General features: G+C 73.3%; 19 protein-coding genes. 12 read left to right on the plus strand and 7 right to left on the minus strand.

What is annotated here, in order from left to right:
* Window positions 1-4: 4 nt before the first annotated feature.
* From AB0I42_RS27760 to AB0I42_RS27770, 3 genes are read right to left on the minus strand one after another with little or no spacing between them, the layout of a single operon-like run.
* Window positions 5-1,150 (minus strand): FUSC family protein, encoded by a 1,146-nt coding sequence (locus AB0I42_RS27760; protein ID WP_357541652.1) that lies wholly within the window; start codon window positions 1,148-1,150, stop codon window positions 5-7.
* A gap of 43 nt (window positions 1,151-1,193) precedes the next feature.
* The gene (locus tag AB0I42_RS27765; RefSeq protein ID WP_357541654.1) at window positions 1,194-1,568 is read right to left on the minus strand and encodes a sensory rhodopsin transducer; all 375 of its coding nucleotides are present in this window, start codon (window positions 1,566-1,568) and stop codon (window positions 1,194-1,196) included.
* Window positions 1,568-2,785 carry a D-arabinono-1,4-lactone oxidase gene (locus AB0I42_RS27770; RefSeq protein WP_357541656.1) on the minus strand — a complete coding sequence of 406 codons (1,218 nt, stop codon included), beginning with the start codon at window positions 2,783-2,785 and terminating at the stop codon, window positions 1,568-1,570. Before AB0I42_RS27770 ends, AB0I42_RS27765 begins: the two co-directional genes overlap by 1 nt.
* A 130-nt stretch (window positions 2,786-2,915) precedes the next feature.
* Here AB0I42_RS27770 and AB0I42_RS27775 point away from each other — a divergent pair, with 130 nt between their 5' ends.
* From AB0I42_RS27775 to meaB, 7 genes are all read left to right on the plus strand, one after another.
* Window positions 2,916-4,682, plus strand: a complete 1,767-nt coding sequence (locus tag AB0I42_RS27775; RefSeq protein ID WP_357541658.1) for a thiamine pyrophosphate-dependent enzyme — start codon at window positions 2,916-2,918, stop codon at window positions 4,680-4,682.
* Window positions 4,679-5,092, plus strand: coding sequence for a hypothetical protein (locus AB0I42_RS27780; RefSeq protein WP_357541660.1), 414 nt, complete (start codon window positions 4,679-4,681; stop codon window positions 5,090-5,092). The genes AB0I42_RS27775 and AB0I42_RS27780 overlap by 4 nt, the downstream gene beginning before the upstream one ends.
* 7 nt (window positions 5,093-5,099) lie before the next feature.
* Window positions 5,100-6,137 (plus strand): SDR family oxidoreductase, encoded by a 1,038-nt coding sequence (locus AB0I42_RS27785; RefSeq protein WP_357541662.1) that lies wholly within the window; start codon window positions 5,100-5,102, stop codon window positions 6,135-6,137.
* 55 nt (window positions 6,138-6,192) lie between these two features.
* Window positions 6,193-6,627, plus strand: coding sequence for a DUF2809 domain-containing protein (locus tag AB0I42_RS27790; RefSeq protein ID WP_357541664.1), 435 nt, complete (start codon window positions 6,193-6,195; stop codon window positions 6,625-6,627).
* Between the two features lie 91 nt (window positions 6,628-6,718).
* On the plus strand, window positions 6,719-8,581 hold the full coding sequence (locus tag AB0I42_RS27795) for a methylmalonyl-CoA mutase subunit beta (RefSeq protein WP_357541666.1): 1,863 nt from the start codon (window positions 6,719-6,721) through the stop codon (window positions 8,579-8,581).
* On the plus strand, window positions 8,578-10,779 hold the full coding sequence (scpA, locus tag AB0I42_RS27800) for a methylmalonyl-CoA mutase (RefSeq protein ID WP_357541668.1): 2,202 nt from the start codon (window positions 8,578-8,580) through the stop codon (window positions 10,777-10,779). The genes AB0I42_RS27795 and scpA overlap by 4 nt, the downstream gene beginning before the upstream one ends.
* On the plus strand, window positions 10,776-11,768 hold the full coding sequence (meaB, locus tag AB0I42_RS27805) for a methylmalonyl Co-A mutase-associated GTPase MeaB (protein ID WP_357541670.1): 993 nt from the start codon (window positions 10,776-10,778) through the stop codon (window positions 11,766-11,768). Before scpA ends, meaB begins: the two co-directional genes overlap by 4 nt.
* Window positions 11,769-11,777: 9 nt before the next feature.
* Here the strand turns inward: meaB and AB0I42_RS27810 are convergent, their stop codons facing one another.
* Window positions 11,778-12,473, minus strand: a complete 696-nt coding sequence (locus AB0I42_RS27810; RefSeq protein ID WP_357541672.1) for an ElyC/SanA/YdcF family protein — start codon at window positions 12,471-12,473, stop codon at window positions 11,778-11,780.
* Window positions 12,474-12,586: 113 nt separating this feature from the next.
* Here AB0I42_RS27810 and AB0I42_RS27815 point away from each other — a divergent pair, with 113 nt between their 5' ends.
* The gene (locus tag AB0I42_RS27815) at window positions 12,587-12,973 is read left to right on the plus strand and encodes a VOC family protein (protein ID WP_357541674.1); all 387 of its coding nucleotides are present in this window, start codon (window positions 12,587-12,589) and stop codon (window positions 12,971-12,973) included.
* Between the two features lie 208 nt (window positions 12,974-13,181).
* Here AB0I42_RS27815 and AB0I42_RS27820 read toward each other — a convergent pair whose 3' ends face one another.
* The 3 genes from AB0I42_RS27820 to AB0I42_RS27830 form a co-directional block, all read right to left on the minus strand.
* Window positions 13,182-13,442: a DUF6244 family protein gene (locus AB0I42_RS27820; protein ID WP_357541676.1), complete on the minus strand. Its 261-nt coding sequence runs from the start codon at window positions 13,440-13,442 to the stop codon at window positions 13,182-13,184.
* Complete coding sequence (locus AB0I42_RS27825; RefSeq protein WP_357541678.1) at window positions 13,412-13,696, minus strand: hypothetical protein; 285 nt, start codon at window positions 13,694-13,696, stop codon at window positions 13,412-13,414. Before AB0I42_RS27825 ends, AB0I42_RS27820 begins: the two co-directional genes overlap by 31 nt.
* Before the next feature lie 421 nt (window positions 13,697-14,117).
* Window positions 14,118-16,880, minus strand: a complete 2,763-nt coding sequence (locus AB0I42_RS27830) for a poly(A) polymerase (protein ID WP_357541680.1) — start codon at window positions 16,878-16,880, stop codon at window positions 14,118-14,120.
* Window positions 16,881-17,207: 327 nt separating this feature from the next.
* Here AB0I42_RS27830 and AB0I42_RS27835 point away from each other — a divergent pair, with 327 nt between their 5' ends.
* The 4 genes from AB0I42_RS27835 (at window position 17,208) to AB0I42_RS27850 (ending at window position 21,149) form a co-directional block, all read left to right on the plus strand.
* A complete protein-coding gene (locus AB0I42_RS27835; protein ID WP_357541682.1) occupies window positions 17,208-17,945 on the plus strand; it encodes a GntR family transcriptional regulator in 738 nt (245 codons plus the stop codon).
* A gap of 209 nt (window positions 17,946-18,154) precedes the next feature.
* Window positions 18,155-18,976: a cyclase family protein gene (locus tag AB0I42_RS27840; RefSeq protein WP_357541684.1), complete on the plus strand. Its 822-nt coding sequence runs from the start codon at window positions 18,155-18,157 to the stop codon at window positions 18,974-18,976.
* Window positions 18,973-19,812: a cyclase family protein gene (locus tag AB0I42_RS27845; protein ID WP_357541685.1), complete on the plus strand. Its 840-nt coding sequence runs from the start codon at window positions 18,973-18,975 to the stop codon at window positions 19,810-19,812. The genes AB0I42_RS27840 and AB0I42_RS27845 overlap by 4 nt, the downstream gene beginning before the upstream one ends.
* Window positions 19,809-21,149, plus strand: a complete 1,341-nt coding sequence (locus tag AB0I42_RS27850; RefSeq protein ID WP_357541687.1) for an extracellular solute-binding protein — start codon at window positions 19,809-19,811, stop codon at window positions 21,147-21,149. The genes AB0I42_RS27845 and AB0I42_RS27850 overlap by 4 nt, the downstream gene beginning before the upstream one ends.
* Window positions 21,150-21,204: the final 55 nt, after the last annotated feature.

Raw genomic sequence — 21,204 nt, forward strand, 5'->3', positions numbered from 1 at the left:
CCGCCTACCGCTCCCCGGCGGCCGCCTCGCGGATCATCACCCGGGCCTCGTTGCGACCCACCCCGGTGGCCCGGAGCAGGTCGTTGCAGGCGGTCCGCAGCTGCGAGACCGCGACCGTACCGGAGAAGCCGATCTCCTCCCGGCAGGCCCGCCCGGCCTCCCGCGCCGCCCGCAGCACCCGCTCGCGGGCCCGGTGCGGTTCCCGCTCGTCGAGGAACTCCCGGTGCAGCAGCCGGACCGCCTCGCCGAAGTGCTCGACCGCCGCCGGCAGGTCGGGCGGCACCGGTTCGTTGTCCCGAAGCGCGGTGCCGATCCGGCGGACCAGGCCGCGGCTGTTCCGGAACGCCCGGTCCATGTGCTCGACACCGCGCCGGTACGCGTCCAGCGTCCGGCGGCGGCGCCAGCGCACCGGGGAGTACCGGACCACCTCGTCCGCCGCGGTGACGACCTCGCCGAGCCGGCCGAGTTCCTGCTCGGCGTCCCGCATCCGCTCGAGGACCCGTTCGGCCCGTTTCGCGTCGCCGAGGGCGAGCGCCTCCGCCGAGTGGGTCATCTCCCGGGCGAACAGGTCCAGTGCCGGGCTGGCGACGCGCCGTACGGTCCGCAGCGGGTTGAGCGGGACGATCAGGAGCACCACCAGCAGCCCGACCGCGCCACCGACCAGCGCGTTGATGGTCCGGGGGACCTCCAGGTCGGCCACTGTCGGGGTGAGCGTCGCGATCAGCACCGCCGTACCACCGGCCTGGGTCATCAACGCCCCCGTGCCCCGGACCACCGCCGCCGCCGTGATGGCCAGGAAGACGATGCTCCCGGTCTGCCACGCCCCCGTGCCGATCAGGAGGATGAGCAGGTCACCGACGGTGATGCCGAGCACCACGCCGGCGATCAGTTCGACCGTGCGGCGGGTCCGGTTGCCGAGGGCGGCGGCGATCGTACCGACGGCGGCGGCCGGCGCGAACGTCGGTTCCGGGTTGCCGAGCACCTGTGCGGCCACCACCCAGGACAGTGCGGCGGCCACCCCGGCCTGGACCGCCACGATCAGGTACGTCTGCAGCCGGCGGTAGCTGTCCCGGCCCGTACCCTTTGCTCGGGCCCGGAGCCGGGCCCGCACGCCGCCGGTCCAGCGGCCGGACGAGTCGGAAGTCGGCATGAGCGCGGTTACCCGCTGCCGCCGTCCGCCGAACGTCGGGGGCTCAGGCCGGATAGGCCAGGGTGGTGGCCAGGCCCAGCGCACCCGGCAGCCGGGTGTCCTGGCGCAGGAACTGGACGACCACCGGGACCGGTGACCGCACCAGGCAGCCGTACGGCCGGTCGAGGCGGATCGCCTCCGGGTCGATCAGGTCGTTGAGCCGGACCTGCCGGATCCGCCGGGCGCCCACCGGGATCAGGTACGGCCCGACCGGCTCCGCGTCCTCGTAGTAGACGTCCACGCGCACCTCGGCCGTCTCGTCGGTGGCGTTGAGGACGCAGAGCTGGTCGAAGCCGGCAAACTCCGGCTCGGCCCCGTGCGCGGGGAACGGGATGCGTCCGCCCGGGATCACCCAGACCCGCCGTCCGATGTCCGGCATCACGCCTCCTCCAGCAGTCGGGCCAGGTCGGGCGTGAGGAACACCCCGTCCGGGTCGAGCCGGCGGCGGGCCGCCTGGAAGTCGTCCCAGCGCGGGTAGAGCGGTTGCAGTTCGCCGGCGGCCAGCCAGTGCTTCTTGCCCCAGTGCGGGCGCCCGCCGTACTGCCGGAACACCGCCTCCATGTCCCGGAAGTACTCCTCGTAGGGCAGCGAGCTGTTCTGCAGGCAGGCGATGGTGGTGGTCGCCCGGCCGTGGGCGTTGCTCAGCGCGATGTCGTCGGCGGCGATGGTGCGTACCAGGACCCGCCACGCCGCCACCCGACGGTGGCGGTCCCGGATCCGCCGCCGGACCTCGGCGAAGCAGGCGGGGAACGCCTCCGACGGCAGCATGTACTCGATCTCCTCGAAGCGCAGCTCCCGGTGCCGCGGAATGGTGCGGTGGGTCGGCCCGACCTGGCCCTCGGCGGGATACCCGCCCGGACCCGGCTCGCGGCCCGCCGCCCACGGTTGGATGTCCGGCTCCCGGTCCCGCCGGTTCATCGTCCGGATCTGGGTCTGGTCGCTGCGCGGATACCAGTAGAAGTCCATGTTGCGGTTGGTGTGCTGGAGTTCGGCCAGGTGGTCGAGCGTCCAGTCGACGTGGGCGCACCACGCCCGCCGGCGCAGCTCGTAGCGCGGCTGCACGTGCAGGGTGATCCGGGTGACCACCCCCAGCGCGCCCAGCGACAGCCGCGCGGCGGCGAACAGTTCCGGGTTGTCCCGGGCCGAGATGTCCAGGATCTCGCCGCCGCCGCTGACCAGCCGTACGCCGGCCACCTGGGTGGACAGGTTGCCGAAGCCGAGCCCGGTGCCGTGCGTGCCGGTGGCGGTCGCCCCGGCGATCGACTGGTAGTCGACGTCGCCGAGGTTGTCCATCGCCAGGCCGGCGTCGTACAGCCCCTCGCCGAGCGCCTTCAGCTTGGTGCCCGCCCACACCGTCGCCCGGCCGGCCGCCGGGTCGTTCCCGATCACGCCCGCCATCCGGTCCAGGCTGAGCAGGGTCCCGTCGGTACGCACCAGCGGGCTCGACGAGTGCCCCGAGCCGACCGGGCGGATCTTCGTCCGGTCCTCGCGGGCGCGCCGGACCAGATCCCGCACCGCCTCCTCGTCGGCCGGCTCGGCGTACCCGCCCGGCGTGAAGGCCAGGCTGCCGGACCAGTTGACGAACTGACGTGCCACCGTCGGCGTCTACCCACGGTGCCGGTGGCTAGTCCCGGCGTCGGGTGGACGGGTTTGCCGGCGGCGCTGGCGGGAAGTCGCCGCGCGTCCGGCCGGGTGCCGGACCTGACTTCGGCCGGCGGGAGGCGACGTGCAGGAGATCGTTGGCGAGAGTCTGGCCCGGCGGCTGGTCGACTGGGGCGTCGACACCGTGTTCGGCCTGCCGGGCGACGGCATCAACGGCCTGATGGAGGGGTTCCGCCGGCAGCAGGACAAACTGCGGTTCGTCCTGGTGCACCACGAGGAGGCGGCGGCGTTCATGGCGACCGGCTACGCGAAGGCGACCGGTCGCCTCGGCGTCTGTGTCGCCACCTCCGGGCCGGGCGCGATCCACCTGCTCAACGGCCTGTACGACGCCAAGCTCGACCACGTCCCGGTGCTGGCGATCACCGGCATGCAGGAGTCGTCGGTGCTCGGCTCGCGCTACCAGCAGGAGGTGCACACCGAACTGCTGTACCAGGACGTGGCGGTGTACAACCTGATGGTCACCAACCCGCAGCAGATGCCGGGCGTCGTCGACCTCGCGATCCGCAACGCGCTGGCCAAGCGCACCGTCGCGCACCTGACGTTTCCCAACGACGTCCAGGTCGCCCCGGCGGCCGAGGACCCGTACCGGCACGTCAGCCCGGGCAAGCCGGCGATGAGCCAGTCGACCCTGTCCCGGCCGCCGATGCCGGCCGCCGAGCCCGACCTGGCCCGCGCCGCCGAGGTGCTCAACGCCGGCCGCAAGGTCGCGATGCTGGTCGGCATCGGCGCCCGCGACGCCCGCGACGAGGTGCTCGCCGTCGCCGAGGCGCTGGCCAGCCCGATCGTGAAGACGCTGTCCGGCAAGCAGGTGGTGCCCGACGACCACCCCCTGACCACCGGTGGTCTCGGCCTGCTCGGCACCCGGCCCAGCGAGGAACTGATGGAGGAGTGCGACACCCTGCTGATGGTCGGCACCTCCTTCCCGTACGCGAAGTACCTGCCCGCCCCCGGCCAGGCCCGGACGGTGCAGATCGACGTCGACGCCAGCCTGATCGGCATGCGGGTGCCGGTGGAGGCGCCCGTCAACGCCGACGCCCGGCTCGCCCTGAAGCAGTTGCTGCCGAAGCTGCGCGACCGTCCCGACCGCTCGTTCCTGAGCGGCTACCAGGCGAAGCGGGATGCCTGGCGGTCGGACATGGAGTCGCTGGAGAACCCGGACCGGCACCCGATCGCCCCGCAGTACCTGATCGGCTGCCTCGACGCGGCCGCCGCCGACGACGCGATCCTCACCTGCGACTCCGGCACGATCGCCACCTGGGCGGCCCGGCACTGGACGATCCGCGGCGGCCGGGAGTTCTACCTGTCGGGCAACCTCGCGACGATGGCGCCGGGGCTGCCGTACGCGGTGGCCATCCAGCACGCCCACCCGGGGCGGCAGGTGATCGCCTTCGTCGGCGACGGCGGTTTCGCGATGCTGATGGCGGAGTTCCTGACCGCCGTACGGCACGAGCTGCCGATCAAGGTCGTGATCAACAACAACAACTCGTACGGGCAGATCCTCTGGGAGCAGATCATCCTCGGCTACCCGGAGTACGCCGTACGGCACCGGCAGCCGGAGGCCGACTTCGGCGCCTGGGCCCGCGCCTGCGGCGGGTACGGCGCCAAGGTGACCGAGGCCGGGGCGCTGCCCGACGCGATCCGGGCCGCGCTGGCGCACCCGGGGCCGGCACTGGTCGACTGCGACGTCAACCCCAACGAGCCGCCGATGCCCGGCAAGGTCCGCTACGACCAGGCCAAGCACTTCACCCAGGCGTTCCTGCGCGGCCAGCCGCACAAGGCCGCCACCGTGGCGACGGTCGTCCGCGACAAGATCAACGAGCTGCGGTCGTGACCGGCCGGCGGTGGCCCGCCGCGACCGGCGGTCCCATGGCCCGCGTCGGCGGGGGAGTCGTCCCCCGGCTCAGCCTGCTCACCCGGATGTGCTGGGGCGGCACCCTGCTGCTCGCGCCCCGCCCGGTCCTGCGCCGGCTCGGCCGGCCGAGCCCGCTGGCCGTGGCCACCCTGCGGGTGCTCGGCGCCCGGCACCTGGTCCAGGCGGCGCTGCTCGCCCGGCGCCCGGCGCCCGCCGCGTTCGGGGTCGGCGCCGGCGTCGACGGGCTGCACGCCCTGACCACGGTCGCGCTCGCGGCCGTCGACCGGCCGCAGCGCCGGATCGCGCTCAACGACGGCGCGATCGCCGTCGTCCTGATGATGCTGGACCTGTGGACCGCCGGCGGGCCGGCGGCGAAAGAGGGTAGGTGAGCCCGGCATGAACGCAGCGGCCGGAAGCGACGGCACGGGACGCGGCCCCGGGCGGGTGGTGGTGGTCACCGGGGCCAGCGGGGGAGTCGGTCGGGCCACGGCCCGGATGCTCGCCGGACCGGGTACGGCGATCGCCCTGCTGGCCCGCGGCGAGAGCGGGCTGCGGGCCGTCGCCGACGAGGTGGCGGCGGCCGGCGGGCGGGCGCTGCCCATCGAGACCGACATGGCCGACTTCGCGCAGGTCGAGGCGGCCGGCCGGCGCATCGCCGCCGAACTCGGCCCGATCGACGTGTGGATCAACAACGCGTTCAGCGCCGTCTTCGCCCCGTTCCTCCAGATCAGCCCGGACGAGTTCCGCCGCGCCACCGAGGTCACCTATCTCGGGTACGTACACGGCACCCGGGTCGCGCTCGACCACATGGTCCCGCTCGACCGGGGCGCGATCGTCCAGGTCGGCTCGGCGCTGGCCTACCGGTCGATCCCGCTCCAGTCGGCGTACTGCGGGGCCAAGCACGCCGTCGCCGGCTTCACCGAGTCGCTGCGCTGCGAACTGCTGCACGACCGCAGCAACGTCAAGGTGACGATGGTGCACCTGCCGGCGGTGAACACCCCGCAGTTCGACTGGCTGCTGTCGCGGCTGCCCCGGCCCGCCCAGCCGGTGCCGCCGATCTACCAGCCCGAGGTCGCGGCCCGGGCGATCGTCGCCGCCGCCGCCCGGCCGAACCGCCGGGAGTACTGGGTCGGCGCCCCGACCGTGCTCACCATCCTCGCCAACCGCCTCGTACCCGGACTGCTCGACCACTACCTGGCCCGCACCGGCTACCGGGCACAGCAGACCGACCGCCCCTCCGACCCGGACCGGCCGACGAACCTGTGGCGGCCGGCGGACGGTCCCGGCCAGCCCGACCAGGGCGCCCACGGTGCCTTCGACGACCGTTCCCACCCGCACAGCCCGCAGGCCTGGCTCTCCCGGCACCGGCGGCTGGCCCTCGCGCTCGGCGGAGTGGGGGCCGTCCTGGGCGCGTACGCCTGGCGCCGCCGCTGAGCCACGGCCCGGTGCCGGCCGCCGGCCGGCCGCGGCTAGCATCGCCGGGATGTCGATGCCCGCGCGATCCGTCCGGCTGCTCATGCTCGCCGCCGCCGCCCTCGTCCTGGTCGTCGCCCTCGGCATCCGCGCCCTGAGCGACGGTGCCCTGGAGCAGCACTCGGGCACCGCCCTCTACGCGTCGATGGTCTACGCCGGCGTGCTGTTCCTGTGGCCGCGCCTGGGTCCGCTGCCGGCCGGCGCGGTCGCGGTCGGCTTCTGCTGGCTCGTCGAGTTCTTCCAGTTGACCGGGATCCCGGCCGCCCTGTCGGCCCGCAGCCTGCTGGCCCGGCTGGCGCTGGGCGTGCAGTTCGATCCGACCGACCTGGCGTGGTATCCCGTCGGGGTGGTGCCCCTGGTCGCGCTGCACTGGTTGCTGCGGGCCCGGTCCCGGGCCGCCCGTGGGGCGTCGTCACTCCCTGACAGGAAGCCGTCCACGGAGCGCTCCTGAAGGGCCGTTCAGCCAGACGGCCCTGAATGAAGCTCGTTACATTCAGCTCCGCTCCAGCGTGCCGGAACGGTGTCGCCAGTAGCATCCGGGCATGACGGTGCCGCCCGAGGACATGCGCCTCGCTGCCGACTTCCCGGCCGCCACCCTGGAAGAGTGGCGACTGCTGGCCCACTCGGTGGCGCGCAAGGCCGGACTGGCCGACGAGGACAGCGAACCCGGGACGGTCGAGGACCTGCTGTCGACCACCACCTACGACGGCGTCCGGATCGCCCCGCTCTACACCGCCGACACCGAGACGGTGCCGACCGGACTGCCCGGGATGTTCCCGTACACCCGCGACAGTCGCACCGCCGGCGCCGCCGCCACCGGCTGGGACGTCCGCCAGCGGCACGCCGACCCCGATCCGAAGGCGACGAACGCCGCCGTCCTCGCCGACCTGGAGAACGGGGCCACCTCGCTCTGGCTGGTGCTCGGCGACAGCGGCATCCCGCTCGACGGGCTCCCGGCCGCGCTCGACGGCGTACACCTGGACCTGGCCGGCGTGGTCCTCGACGCGGGAGGGCAGTCCCTCGCCGCCACCGAGGCCTGGTTCGACCTGCTCGACGCCCGCGGCGTCCCGGCCGGGGAGGTCGCCGGCAACCTCGGCCTCGACCCGCTCGGGCTGCGCGCCGCGACCGGTACGCCCACCGAGCTGCCGTTGACCTCGGTGGCCGGAGCCGCCGCGCGGTGCGCCGCCGACTTCCCGCGGCTGCGGGCCGTCACCGTCGACGTCACCGGCTACCACGACGCCGGCGGCAGCGACGCCGAGGAACTCGGCTGCGCGGTGGCGACCGGCCTGGCCTACCTGCGCGCCCTCACCGACGGCGGGCTCGGCCTCGCCGAAGCCTTCGACCAGCTCGAGTTCCGCTACGCCGCCACCGCCGACCAGTTCGGCACCATCGCCAAGCTGCGCGCCGCGCGGCGGCTGTGGGCCCGGGTCGCCCAGGTGTGCGGCCTGCCGGCCGCCGGTGGGCAGCGGCAGCACGCCGTCACCTCGGCGGCGATGATGACCGCCCGCGACCCGTGGGTGAACATGCTGCGCACCACCGTCGCCTGCTTCGCCGCCGGGGTCGGCGGCGCCGGCGCGGTGACCGTCCAACCGTTCGACCTCTCCCTCGGCCTGCCGGACGCGCTGGCCCGGCGGGTCGCCCGCAACATCCAGTCGCTGCTGCTCGACGAGGCCAACGTCGGCCGGGTCGTCGACCCCGCCGGCGGCTCCTGGTACGTCGAACGGCGTACCGAGGAACTTGCCCGCGCCGCCTGGGACTGGTTCACCGAGATCGAGCGGGCCGGCGGCATGGCGGCCGCGCTCGACAGCGGCCTGGTCGCCGACCGGCTGGCCGCGACCTGGCGGCGGCGCGCCGACAACCTCGCCCACCGGCGCGACCCGATCACCGGCGTCAGCGAGTTCCCCAACCTGGACGAACAGCTCCCGGTGCGCGAGCCGGCACCGTCACCACCGTCCGGCGGGCTGCCCCGGCACCGCTACGCCGAACAGTTCGAGCGGCTGCGCGACCGGGCCGACGCCCACCGTACGGCCACCGGCGACCGGCCCACCGTCTTCCTCGCCGCGCTCGGGCCACCGGCCGTCCACAGCGCCCGGACCGGCTTCGCCGCCAACCTGCTCGCCGCCGGTGGCATCGCCACGGTGACCGGCACCGGCGACGATCCCGCCACGCTCGCCGCCGAGTTCACCGCGAGCGGCGCCACCGTGGCCTGCCTCTGCTCCAGCGACAAGCTCTACGCCGAGTCGGCCGGGCCGGTCGCCGCCGCGCTCACCGCCGCCGGCGCCGTACGGGTGTGGCTCGCCGGCCGTCCCAGGGACTACCCCGGCGTCACCGGCCACCTGTACGCCGGCTGCGACGCCGTCGAGGTCCTGACCGAACTGCTGCGCGACCTGGAGGTGGCCGGATGATCCCCGACTTCTCGACGGTGGAACTCGGCGGGCCGCCCACCACCGACGGCGACCTCGACGCCTGGCGGGCCGCGGCCGGCGCCGACCAGCTCGTCTGGCACACCCCGGAAGGGATCGACGTCCGGCCGCTCTACACCGCCGACGATCTCGCCGGCCTCGACTTCCTGCGCACCTACCCCGGCATCACGCCCTACCTGCGCGGGCCCTACCCGACGATGTACGCCACCCAGCCGTGGACGATCCGCCAGTACGCCGGCTTCTCCACCGCCGAGGAGTCCAACGCCTTCTACCGGCGCAACCTCGCCGGCGGGCAGAAGGGCCTGTCGGTCGCCTTCGACCTGCCCACCCACCGCGGCTACGACTCCGACCACCCGCGGGTCGCCGGCGACGTCGGCATGGCCGGCGTCGCCATCGACTCCATCTACGACATGCGCCAGCTCTTCGACGGCATCCCGCTGGACCGGATGAGCGTGTCGATGACGATGAACGGCGCCGTGCTGCCCGTCCTGGCGCTCTACGTCGTCGCCGCCGAGGAGCAGGGGGTCGCGCCGGAGCGGTTGTCCGGCACGATCCAGAACGACATCCTCAAGGAGTTCATGGTCCGCAACACCTACATCTACCCGCCGGCACCGTCGATGCGGATCATCTCCGACATCTTCGCGTACACCTCGCAGCGGATGCCGCGCTACAACTCGATCTCCATCTCCGGCTACCACATCCAGGAGGCCGGTGCGACCGCCGACCTCGAGCTGGCGTACACGCTCGCCGACGGGGTGGAATACCTGCGGGCCGGCCGCGAGGCCGGCCTCGACATCGACGCGTTCGCCCCCCGGCTGTCGTTCTTCTGGGCGATCGGCATGAACTTCTTCATGGAGGTCGCCAAGCTGCGCGCCGCCCGGCTGCTGTGGGCCCGGCTGGTCCGCGAGTTCGGGCCGAAGAACCCCAAGTCGCTGAGCCTGCGTACGCACTGCCAGACCTCGGGCTGGTCGCTGACCGCCCAGGACGTCTTCAACAACGTCGGCCGCACCTGCGTCGAGGCGATGGCCGCCACCCAGGGCCACACCCAGTCGCTGCACACCAACGCCCTCGACGAGGCGCTCGCCCTGCCGACCGACTTCTCCGCCCGCATCGCCCGCAACACCCAGCTGCTGCTGCAGCAGGAGTCCGGCACCACCGGTGTCATCGACCCGTGGGGCGGCAGCGCGTACGTCGAACGGCTCACCCACGACCTCGCCCGCCGGGCCTGGGAACACATCAGCGAGGTGGAGGCGGCCGGCGGCATGGCCCGCGCCATCGACGAGGGCATCCCGAAGCTGCGTGTCGAGGAGGCCGCCGCCCGCACCCAGGCCCGCATCGACTCCGGCCGGCAGCCGGTGATCGGGGTCAACCGCTACCGGCCCGACGGCGACGACGCGATCGACGTGCTCAAGGTCGACAACAGCGCCGTACGCGCCCGGCAGCTCGACAAGCTGCGCCGGCTGCGCGCCGAGCGCGACGAGGACACCTGCGTCGCCGCCCTGGACGCGCTGACCAGGGGCGCGGACGCCGCGATCGCCGGCACGCGCGGGCCGGGACTGGACCAGAACCTGCTCGCCCTGGCGATCGACGCCGCCCGCGCCAAGGCCACCGTCGGCGAGATCTCCGACGCGCTGGAGAAGGTGTACGGCCGGCACGCCGCCCAGATCCGTACCATTTCCGGGGTGTACCGCAACGAGGCCGGCGGGGCCGGGAACGTCGAGGCGGCCCGGGCAGCCACCGCCGCGTTCGGCGATGCCGAGGGGCGTCAGCCCCGGATCCTGGTCGCCAAGATGGGCCAGGACGGCCACGACCGCGGCCAGAAGGTCGTCGCCACCGCCTTCGCCGACCTCGGCTTCGACGTCGACGTCGGGCCGCTGTTCTCCACCCCGGCCGAGGTCGCCCGGCAGGCCGTCGAGGCCGACGTCCACGTCGTCGGCGTCAACTCGCTGGCCGCCGGCCACCTGACCCTGGTGCCGGCGCTGCGCGACGAACTCGCCGCCCTCGGCCGCGACGACATCATGATCATCGTCGGCGGGGTGGTCCCGCCCCAGGACTTCGACGCGCTCCGGGCGGCCGGCGCCGCGGCGATCTTCCCGCCGGGGACCGTCATCGCCGACGCCGCGCTCGACCTGCTCGCCGAACTCGGCCGCCGGCTCGGCCACCCCGAACCCGCCGCATGACGTCCCGCCCGATCGACGTCCAGGCGTACGCCGACGGGGTCCTCGCCGGATCGGCCGCCTGGATCGCCCGCGCGATCACCCTGGTCGAGTCCCGCCGCGCCGACCACCAGCCGCTGGCCCAGCGGCTGCTGATCGCACTGACCCCGCACGCCGGCAAAACCCGCCGGGTCGGCGTGACCGGGGTGCCCGGCGTCGGCAAGTCCACGTTCATCGACGCGCTCGGCAGCGAACTGACCGCCGCCGGACACCGGGTGGCGGTGCTCGCCGTCGACCCGTCCTCGACCCGCACCGGCGGCAGCATCCTCGGCGACAAGACCCGGATGGCCCGCCTCGCCGTCGACCCGAACGCCTTCGTCCGGCCGTCACCGACCGCCGGCACCCTCGGCGGGGTGGCCAAGGCGACCCGCGAGGCGATGGTGGTCGTCGAGGCGGCCGGCTACGACGTCGTACTCGTCGAGACCGTCGGCGTCGGCCAGTCCGAGACCACGGTCGCCGACATGGTCGACTCGTTCCTGCTGCTCACCCTCGCCCGCACCGGCGACCAGCTCCAGGGCATCAAGAAGGGCGTCCTGGAACTGGCCGACGTCGTCGCGGTCAACAAGGCCGACGGCCCACACGCCGACGACGCCCGCAAGGCCGCCCGCGAACTGTCCGGCGCGCTCCGCCTGCTCCAGGTCGCCGAGGGCACCTGGCGGCCGCCCGTGGTGACGTGCAGCGCCCGCGAGGGCACCGGACTCACCGGCGTGTGGGAGCACCTGGTCCGCCACCAGGACACCCTGACCGAATCCGGGGAACTCGCCCGGCGCCGCCGCCGCCAGCAGGTCGACTGGATGTGGGCGATGGCCCGGGGCGCGCTGATGGACCGGCTGCGCGGCCACCCCGAGGTCGTCGCGCTCGCCCCGGCGCTCGAACGCGAGGTGCTCGACGGCACCCTCACCCCGGCCCTGGCCGCCGAGCGGCTGCTGGCCGCCTTCACCGGCCGGTCCTGAGACCGCCGCTCAACCGCCCCGCAGCGCGTCGCTGACCGCGGGGTCCGGGGGCGAGTCGACCGCCGGCGGCCGGCGCCGTACCGCGTCCCACGCCGCCTTCCCGCTGGCGAGGTAGTCGCGTACCGTCTTCCCGGCGATCAGGCTGGTCGGGCAGTCGGCGCAGCGTGCGGTCACCCCGTCGGCGTCGACGCCGAGGTGCCGGCACAGGGTGACCGCCCGCGGCAGGTGCCACGACTGGGTCACGATCAGGGCCCGGGTGATGCCGTGCACGTCACGGGCCCGGGCACAACTGTCGTAGGTGTCCAGGCCGGACGGGTCGGCCACGATCCGCTCCGGGGCGACCCCGAGCGTCCCGCTCAGGTACGACGTCATCGCCGCCGGCTCGTCGCCGGACACCCCACCACCGTCGCCGGACACGAGGACGACGCGGGCCCGGCCGGCGTGCACCAGGGCGGCGGCGGTCTGCAGGCGGCCGGCGAGCCGTGGCGACGGCTGGCCGTCGGTCGCCACCTCGGTGCCCAGGACGATGACGACGTCCGCGGCCGGCGCGTCCGCCTCGTCGTACACGTGGCCGTTGGCGGAGACGGTGGTCCACAGCCAGGGGATGCTGGCGAGGATCGCCGCGACGACGGCGACGAGGGCCAGCCGTAGGAGGAGGCGACGCCAGCGGACCGGGCGGCGCGACCGACCGGCCGACCCGGTCACCAACGACGCCCGACAAGAACCGCGTAACGCATCCCGATGCCCTTCCTGCCCATTGCCGGCCATGCTAGCGGTGACCGGGACCGCCGAACCGGTGTCGGGGTACCCTCCCGGACATGGGCCGGGGCGAGCTGTTTCCGATCATCAATGTCGACGCGGTGGCACCGGTCAGATCGTTCTACGAGAAGGTCTTCGGCGCCGAGGTGGACTACCGGTTCCCCGAGGACGGCGAGCCGGTTTACCTGACACTGCGGGTCGGCCCGTCGACGCTCGGGATCGGGCTCGGCACCGGCCCGGCGATGTACGGCGGGACCCCGCTGCCCGCGACTGGCCACGCGGTCGATCTCTGCCTCTACGTGGCCGACCTCGACGCGGCGATCGCCGCCGCACCGGACGCCGGCGGCGCGGTGGTGGTTCCCGCCGGCGACACCCCGTGGGGCGAACGCGTCGCCTATCTGCGCGACCCCCAAGGCACGATGCTGCTCGTCATCCAGGACACGTGACGGCCCGACCTACCCGGTCCCGTACGGCCGACGGGCCGGCAGGGGCATCGGGTGCGGCGGCCGGGAGGTTCCCGGTCTACTCGTCGCAGGATGGTTCGGAGACAAGCGGTCGCGCGGGCGGTGCTCATGTCGTCGGCCGCCCGGTGGAGCCGGTGAAGAGTGTCAGGATCGTCGACGACGACCGGAACCTGCCGCACGTTCTGGGGAGTCACTGTTCCAGCGCCTCTCCGCCCAGCAAGGCTTCGGCATGCACTTCGGCGGCATCGCCACGCTGTCCGGCCCGCACCAGGAGTTGCTTGACCGCGTCCAGGCAGGCCAGCAACGGACCAGGCTGGCCGCCGTGCAGTACGTCGATTGTTAGGTACTGGTTCTCCGTGACCTTGGCGATCGTTGCACCGATACCGCTCCGCGTTGCGGCGAGCACTTCGAGTACCGGGGTCAGTACCGAGATGATCTCTTGCGGTGACATCTGATCGGTGTCCGGGCGACCCTCGCCCGTGCTGTGTTGATCGACTCGGCCAGGGCGGCGACCCGTGCATGCAGTTCCCGTACCGCCGTCCGCAACCGGGCCATTCCCTGGCCGATGCCGGTGAAGCCCGACCTGGCCGCATGCCCAGCTATCTGCTCGACGGTGTTGTCGGCCGCGACGATGGCCTCCAGCGTCCTGGCGATACCTGCGGTCATTGATCGCAGGTCGCCGCCAATACCTTCGACAGGCGACACGTCGGCCCTCCCGTCCGGTCAGAGACTCGCGGCTTACATATCGATAACACGTACCTCGGCTCTGTGGGGTGACGCTCCTGTGGTGCGTCAGCCGGCCGTCACCCCCGCGCCCTTCGTGACGTGGCGGTGCGTGGTGATCGTTAGCTGTTCCGCTGTTGTCCGTACGGCGTGTCGAACTGCTGGGCAGCAGATGATCACGGGTGCCGTAGCGGGGCTGCGGGCGGGATGCTCCGATGGTGCGTTCCTTTTCACCTTTGGGGGCGCGAGGGTCCTGTCCGGTGCGGAGAGGACAGGGCTGTGCTGAGACACCTCAGCCGCTGACTGGCGGTTAAGCTCCTGATCAGGCCAAAGTCGCCGGCGGGGCCGGTGCCGGCGGTAGCGGGCGGGCAAGTCCCGTGAACCGACCTCGCCATGCTCACAGTCAGAAGAGCGTCGGGACCGCGCCGCCGTCGGCGTGCTCGACGCGTACGCCGGGGACGCCGTCGAGCCAGCCGGCCGCGACCCCGGCGAGCCGGGCCGCGTCGTACGGCTCGCGGCCCAGCCCGATCGCGTAGCGGCGCCGGGCCGGGCCGGCCTCGTACGGTCGTGGCCAGGCGTGGACGTCCACGGTTCCGTCCCGCTCGATCGCGGTCAGCAGGGCGCGTATCCGGCCCCGGAACCGGCCGACCGTCACCTCGAACGCCTCGGCGGCCACCGCCGACACGGTGACGACCGCCCAGCTCGCGTGCCGCCGGTGTGGCGGGGTCGGCGGGTGCCCTTCCCAGGCCCGGTACAGCTCCTCGGTCAGCAGGTCGCGCAGGCCGGGGCCGACCTGGTCGGTGCAGCTACGGACCGGGGAGGACGGGGTCAGGACCGTCACGGCGGCGTCCGTCGGCGGCCCGGTGCCGCCGTCGAGGGTGACCGGCCGGCGCCAGTCCCACGCGGCCCAGGTGCCGAAGAAGTGCTGGAGGAGTTCGTCGCCTCGCAGGTCACCGGCGTCGAGTACGGTCCGGGCGGCGAGCACCGTCCAGGCGAGGCCGGGCAGCCCGCCGAACGGGGCGGAGTCGAGCCCGCCCGCCCTCGCCCACGCCTTGACCGCCCGCGCGAGGTCCGGGAAACGGGCGTCGGTGCCGACGGCCCGCCGGACCGCATCGGCATCGGACACCGCGCTGAGTGCGGTGGCCGCTGTCTCGCCCAGTTCGGCCCGGCGGTCGACCGCTTCGGCGGGCGGCACCCGACCGGTGCCGACCACGACGAGGTCCACGTCGAGCCCGTCGACGTGGGCCCGCAGGCCGGGCACCCGGGCCCCGACGACGGGGCGCACCGACGACGCGTGCGGGAGGGCGGCTGCCAGCCGGGCCCGCAGGTCCGTGAGGTCGGGACTGCCCGGCAGCGCGGCGACGAGGTCCAGGTCCGCGCCGGGCAGCGCGCATCCGAGGCGGCGGGATCCGGCGACATGCACGGCACAGTCGCCCAGCGTCTCCCGGATCGCGGTGACCAGACGGTGCCCGCTGCCCGTGACGGGCGACGGCGCGGTGGGCTCCGGCAGCCAGCGGACCGCACCGGTGCCGAGCGTGACGACGGCCCGGGGTCGCATCGGCTCGTCGCCGCGCCGGGAGAGCAGCACCAGTTCGCCGACCTGTGCCGGCATCGGTCCGAGGCGGGCGGTGCAGGCGGCTGCGACCCGGTCCGGATCGCGGCCGCGGCCGAGCGTGAGATGCGGGGTGTATCCGTCGGCCCGGCCCCGGCAGCGCGGGAACCGTCGCACCAGCGCCTCGTGGAGGGCGGCCCACGGCGCCGGACCGGCGGCGGCCGGGTCCAGCCATACGGTGGCGTCGTCGCGGTGCGCGAAGGTCCGCACCCCGGCCAGCCGCACCGGGAACGGTGGCGTCGCCGCGGCGACGGCCGACAGCAGTGGTGCGGCCTGCTCGAAGGCCGACTCCGGCACGAATCCGAAGAGCACGTTGACGTGCGGCGGCCAGCGGTCGACCTGCGGATCGTGGTCGGCCCGGATCGGTTGGATCGCCGGCCACAGCTCGTCGGGTGGGAGCCAGGCCAGCGCCGTACGGGCGGTCGGTGGCAGGTCCAGCACGTCACCGTCGACCGGCGCGCACTCCGCGGCCAGGTCGACCGACACTCCGAAGTGGTCGGACGCGAAGAGCCCGTCGGCCGGGGTGTCGCCGACGAGGGTGGCGGCGACCGCCCGGAGGCCGCCGGTGCCCAGCAGGACGCGGTCCAGTCTCGACGCCCGTCCGCTCAGCGACGACACGGCGGCCAGCGGGTTCACCGCCGGGTCGAAGGTCACCGTACGGTCGGCGGGTCCGTGCACATCGGTCCAGGTGTCGCGCAGCCGGAGCGTACGCTGCGGGGTGTCGCCGCCGTCGTTGAAGTCGCCGGCCAGGATCACCTGACCATCTACAACGGACAGCGCTTCGGCGAGGCTGGCAAGCTCGACGTCGCGGCGTCCCGGACCGTCCTGCGCCCGGTCGCTGCTCAGGTGCGCGGCGGCCACGACGACCGGCCCGTCACCACAGTCGACGGTGATCGCGCTCACCGTCTTGTGTGGACCGAGCAGGTGCCGGCCGGCCTCGCGCACCGGCAGCCGGCTGAGCAGCAGCACGCCGCCGTCGTCGATGTCGCCGCCGGCCGGGTCGGTGCCGAGGGTGTAGCCGGCGCGTACCCAGTCGGCGCCGAGAAGCCGGGTCAGCAGGTCGCGCTCCACCTCCTGCAGCGCGATGACGTCGGCGTCGGCGCGCTCCAGCGTGGCGATCAGCAGCGGGCGCCGGCGCGCCGTGTCGATCCGGTCGCTGTCGTAGCGGTCCCACAGCGTGTTCCAGGTCAGGACCCGCAGCCGGGTGGCCGGCGCCGCGGGCTGCTCCGGTGCCGGCGCCCAGCCGTCGACCGGGTGCCAGGCGTGCGGGGTGGTCGCGACGAAGTGCGGCGCGCGGAGCCGGCGCGGTGCCCGGACCCGGCCGGCCGCCGAGGCGTCGATCCGGTCCAGGCCGGTGGCGCGGTCCCAGACGACCTCACCGTCGGCCTCGACGAAGAGCACGCGGTGCCATGGGATGTCACCGCCGGGCACGAAGGCCGGCAGGGGGATCCGCTTCGGCTCCCGGTCGCGCACGTTGACGCCGATGACGAACCGGGCCGGGTCGAACCGGGGATCCCACCGCGCGCGGTGGTAAATCTCCTCGCTCGTACGCATCGACCCTCCTCGACCCGCAGGGCGTCCGTGGCGGTCCGTCGCCGGGCGCGGGACACCGCCCGAGGGTAGGGGTGGCCGTGGTCCGGAGCCACCGAATAGCGATGCGGCCGTCACTTCCGTGTTACGACCGTGTGTCGCCCTCGGAGGATGGCTGGCTGTCGCGAACCCGCTCACACTGCGTCTACCAGGGGCTTTGTCTTCGAAGGTGTCCTCGCGGGACCCCTTGACGGCCATTCTTGTTACGGCTACGTTTCCGTCTACCGTACACCGTCGACGATAAATCGCCGGACTTCACCGAGTCCGGACGACCCTCCGGAAGGTTGTCGCATGGTCAAGTCAGCCGAACCCGCCCCGTCCGTCGCCGCGCTCCGGGTGCCACAGAAGGTCGTGCTGAGCGAGTCGACGTACGACGTCCTGCGGGCGGCGATCCTCGACGGCACACTGCCACCCGGCACCCGGATCGTGGAGGAGGCGCTGGCCCGGCAACTCGGCGTCAGCCGGGCCCCGCTACGCGAGGCGATCTGGCTGCTCAAGCGGGACGGCCTGCTCGTCGAGGAGTCGGCGCGCACCACCCGCGTCGTCCAGTTGACCGAGGACGACGTACACGAACTGCACATGATCCGCACGGTCCTGGAGACGCTGGCCTACCAGCAGGCGTCCCCACGCCTGCAGCCGTCCGACGTGGCCGGCCTCGAGGACCTGATCGACCAGATGCACGACGCGTCGGTGGCCGGCGACGCCCGCCGCATCGCCGAACTCGACTACCGCTTCCACCGCGCCCTGTGCGAACCGTGCGGGCTGCCCCGGGTCATGAAGGCCTGGGACGAGCAGCACGTGCTCTTCCGGATGTGGCTGAACATGGTCGGCCCGACGCTCGGCGTGCAGGACATCGCGGAACCGCACCGGGTCCTGCTCGACGTGGTCCTCGCCGGCGACGCCGAGGCCATCTCCGAGCAGGTCATCGACCACGTCTACCTGGTCGGCGGCGTGATGGCCGACCAGCGCCGCCGCTGGGCGGCCAAACAGCCCCGGCTCTGCTTCCCGCAGTCCGCCGGCGACGCCTGACCGGCCCGCCGCGACACCGGCCCAGACCCACCGCCGGCCCAGACCCACTGCCGGCCCGGACCCGACACCGCGCCGCCCCGACACCGGCGCCGACAGACCCGACAACGGACCCGACAGACCCGACACCGGACCCACCGCGTACGGCCCCAGGCCGGCGACCCGGACCGTGCCGGGTGCCGGACCGTACCCGAAAAAAGATGCGAGGCCCGATGAGAACAGTCAACCTGACGCTGCCGCTCTACCCGTTCATGCCGGTCGGCAACGTGTGGGCCTGGGACTCCCCGTTCCAGCTCACGCCGGTGACCACCCACGAGCGGCAGGGCGTGGCGACCCACCAGATGAGCTTCCACAGCGAGGCCGGCACCCGGCTCATGCTCGGCGCCTGCTACGACGACGACGCGCCCCGCATCCACGAACTGGACTACGGCACGCTGGTCAACCGCGAGACCGTCGTCATCGACATCCCGAAGCAGGCGGGCGAGGAGATCGAGCCCGACGACATCGACCGCGCCGTGGCCAAGGACCCCGACTACCGCGACGGCGACGCCGTGCTGCTGCGCACCGGGTGGGGCGACGACGAGCGCTACCGCGCCATCGGCGACGAGTACGCCACCACCAGTCCGCACTTCTCGCTGGCCGGCGCCAAGCGGCTCGCCGAGGTGATGACCGAGCGCGGCAGTGACCTGATGCTCACCGACTGCGCCTACATCGGCAACCTCGGCGAGGGCTTCATGTTCCCCGAGTGGGCGTCGCGCAAGCCGTGGGACCGTCCGCCGTTCCCCTCCCAGCAGGCGCGCATCTACATGCGGCACTACACGCCGGCGCGCGGCGCCGGAGGTGGCGCACCGGACTGGGGGTCGTCGGTGGTCCTGCACCTCGCGATGTCCCCGGTCGCGGCGGTCGCCAACTGTGGCGCGCTGCGCGGCAAGCGGGTACGGGTCACCGTCCTGCCCCTGTTCCTCGCCGGAGCCGAAGGGGCTCCGTGCACCGTACTGGCCGTCGACGGCGACGAGGCGGGAGACGCCCGATGACCCTGCGAACCATCAACCTGACCCGCCCGATCACCACCGAGTCGCCGGCCGGCAGCCTCTTCCCGTGGGAGGCGCCGTACCGGACCGAGGAGATCGCGACGCTGACGTACAACGGCGCGAACCTCTTCCACATCACGATGGGCAGCGGCTCCGCCACCCGGCTGCTCGGGCCGGCACTCGGCTCGCCGACGGGCGCCACCACCGACCAGTTCCCGCCGGAGCGGCTGGTCAACCGGGCGGCGGTCGTCGTCGACTGCCCGGCCGGGCCGGGCGGTGAGATCTCCGCCGACCAGGTCACCGCGGCCCTGGCCGGCGCCGACCTGCGTACCGGTGACGCGGTCGTCCTCGTCACCGGCTGGGGCGACGACCCGGCCCGGTTCACCACCGAGGAGTTCTACCTCGACAGCCCGTACCTGAGTGTCGAGGCGGCGCGGGCGCTCGCCGAGGCGCTCGACCGCAACTCCTCGGACCTGCTGCTGACCGACTGCGTCTACCTCGACCGGCCCGGCGGCGAGCACGCCCGCACCGAGTGGACCGAGCTGCGGCCCTGGCTGCGGCCCGCGTTCCCGTCGGACGCCGCGAAGACCTACATCGCCCACTACCGGCCGGAGAAGGTACGGCAGGACTGGGCCGCCACGCTGGCCCTGACCGCGTCCACCTGGACCGTCGCCGGCCTCGTCGGATGTGGTGCCCTCACCGGGCGCCGGGTCCGGCTCACCCTCGCCCCGCTGCCCGTCCAGGGTGTCGGCGAGGTCCCCTGCACCGTGGTCGCCCAGGTCTCGGCCGACGCCGGTGCCCCCGCAGAACCGGTCTTCTCGTCAGGAGATCAGACATGAAACGTTCGATAGCAAGGAACGTGGCGATAGCCCTGGCCGCGACCCTGGCCCTCACCGCCTGCGGCGGGGGCGGCGGCGGAAACCAGGGCCCGGAATACACCGGTGACACCTTCGACTGGAAGCGCTACGACGGTCAGTCGATCAAGGTCTACGTGGCCGACACCGGCCAGGTGGAGAGCCTGCGCGCCGGACTCGCCGAGTTCACCGAACTCACCGGCATCACCGTCGAGATCGAGGGTTCCGACGTCACCAGCTACCGGCAGAACCTGCCGGTGCGGCTCACCTCGCGGGCCTCGGACTTCGACGTCATGGCGACCTTCCCCGAGGTCGACGGCCTCCAGTTCGCCAAGAACGGCTGGTACACCGACCTCGGCCCGTACCTTTCGAACCCGGGGGTGACCGACCCGGAGTACGACTTCGAGGACTTCGGCGCCGGCATCCGCAAGGCGATGACGGTCGAGGAGCAGACCGTCACCGTCCTGTGGGAGATGCAGACCGACCTGGTCTACTACCGCAAGGACCTGCTGGCGAAGGCCGGGCTGCCGGTGCCGACCACGTTCGCCGAGTGGGAGGCGGCCGCCGCGGCGGTGCACGACCCGGACAACCGGACGTACGGCTTCGCGCTGCGCGGCATCCCGTACCAGACCACCACCCCGTTCTCGTCCTTCCTGTACGCGCACTGCGGCGAGTGGGTCACCGACGGTAAGGCGGCGATCAACACCCCCGAGGCGCTCAAGGCGTACGAGGTCTACGGCCAGCTCGGCAGCAAGTACGGCCCGCCCGGCATCTCCGGCTTCGACTGGCCCGTACCGTCGCAGCAGTTCGCGCAGGGCAACGTCTTCGCGTTCCTGGACGTGAACCTGTTCGTCAAGGACCTCGAGGACCCGACGAAGTCCCGGGTCGCCGGCAACGTCGGCTACACCACCGTCCCGCGCGCCGACTGCGACGCGGCGCCGTTCATCGGCGGCTGGGGCTACGGCATCAACCCCTTCTCCGAGAAGGGGGACGCCAGCTGGTACTTCATCCAGTGGGCCACCAGCAAGCAGATGAACCTCGACCTGAAGCTCACCGGCTGGCCCAGCCCGCGCGGTTCGGCGTGGGAGTCGCCGGAGTTCAAGCAGGCCGACAAGACGCCCGAGTTCACCCAGGTCGTCCTCACCAGCACCGAGACGGCCCGGGCCCGGATGAACCCGCCGGTGACCCCCGGTGTCGAGGCCCGCGAGATCGCCGGCCTGGTCGCCAACAAGGGCCTGGAGGGCCAGACCGGCGGCGAACTGAAGCGGACGGCGGACCAGCAGAACGACAAGCTGCAGGGCCTGCTCGACGCGATGCGTTAGTCACCCGCCGCGGCCGGAGGCGCGAGCCTCCCTTGCGGGGTCCGCGGCCGGAGGC

The sequence above is a fragment of the Polymorphospora sp. NPDC050346 genome (assembly GCF_040655695.1).
In the GTDB taxonomy this organism is placed as follows: Bacteria; Actinomycetota; Actinomycetes; order Mycobacteriales; family Micromonosporaceae; genus Polymorphospora; species Polymorphospora lycopeni.

Excerpts from the sequence above, each read along its gene's own strand:
- AB0I42_RS27760 (WP_357541652.1), bottom strand. The coding sequence starts at position 1,150 with ATGCCGACTTCCGACTCGTCCGGCCGCTGGACCGGCGGCGTGCGGGCC.
- AB0I42_RS27765 (WP_357541654.1), bottom strand. The coding sequence starts at position 1,568 with ATGCCGGACATCGGACGGCGGGTCTGGGTGATCCCGGGCGGACGCATC.
- AB0I42_RS27785 (WP_357541662.1), top strand. The coding sequence starts at position 5,100 with ATGAACGCAGCGGCCGGAAGCGACGGCACGGGACGCGGCCCCGGGCGG.
- AB0I42_RS27790 (WP_357541664.1), top strand. The coding sequence starts at position 6,193 with ATGCCCGCGCGATCCGTCCGGCTGCTCATGCTCGCCGCCGCCGCCCTC.
- AB0I42_RS27795 (WP_357541666.1), top strand. The coding sequence starts at position 6,719 with ATGACGGTGCCGCCCGAGGACATGCGCCTCGCTGCCGACTTCCCGGCC.
- scpA (WP_357541668.1), top strand. The coding sequence starts at position 8,578 with ATGATCCCCGACTTCTCGACGGTGGAACTCGGCGGGCCGCCCACCACC.
- meaB (WP_357541670.1), top strand. The coding sequence starts at position 10,776 with ATGACGTCCCGCCCGATCGACGTCCAGGCGTACGCCGACGGGGTCCTC.
- AB0I42_RS27815 (WP_357541674.1), top strand. The coding sequence starts at position 12,587 with ATGGGCCGGGGCGAGCTGTTTCCGATCATCAATGTCGACGCGGTGGCA.
- AB0I42_RS27820 (WP_357541676.1), bottom strand. The coding sequence starts at position 13,442 with ATGTCACCGCAAGAGATCATCTCGGTACTGACCCCGGTACTCGAAGTG.
- AB0I42_RS27830 (WP_357541680.1), bottom strand. The coding sequence starts at position 16,880 with ATGCGTACGAGCGAGGAGATTTACCACCGCGCGCGGTGGGATCCCCGG.
- AB0I42_RS27835 (WP_357541682.1), top strand. The coding sequence starts at position 17,208 with ATGGTCAAGTCAGCCGAACCCGCCCCGTCCGTCGCCGCGCTCCGGGTG.
- AB0I42_RS27840 (WP_357541684.1), top strand. The coding sequence starts at position 18,155 with ATGAGAACAGTCAACCTGACGCTGCCGCTCTACCCGTTCATGCCGGTC.
- AB0I42_RS27845 (WP_357541685.1), top strand. The coding sequence starts at position 18,973 with ATGACCCTGCGAACCATCAACCTGACCCGCCCGATCACCACCGAGTCG.
- AB0I42_RS27850 (WP_357541687.1), top strand. The coding sequence starts at position 19,809 with ATGAAACGTTCGATAGCAAGGAACGTGGCGATAGCCCTGGCCGCGACC.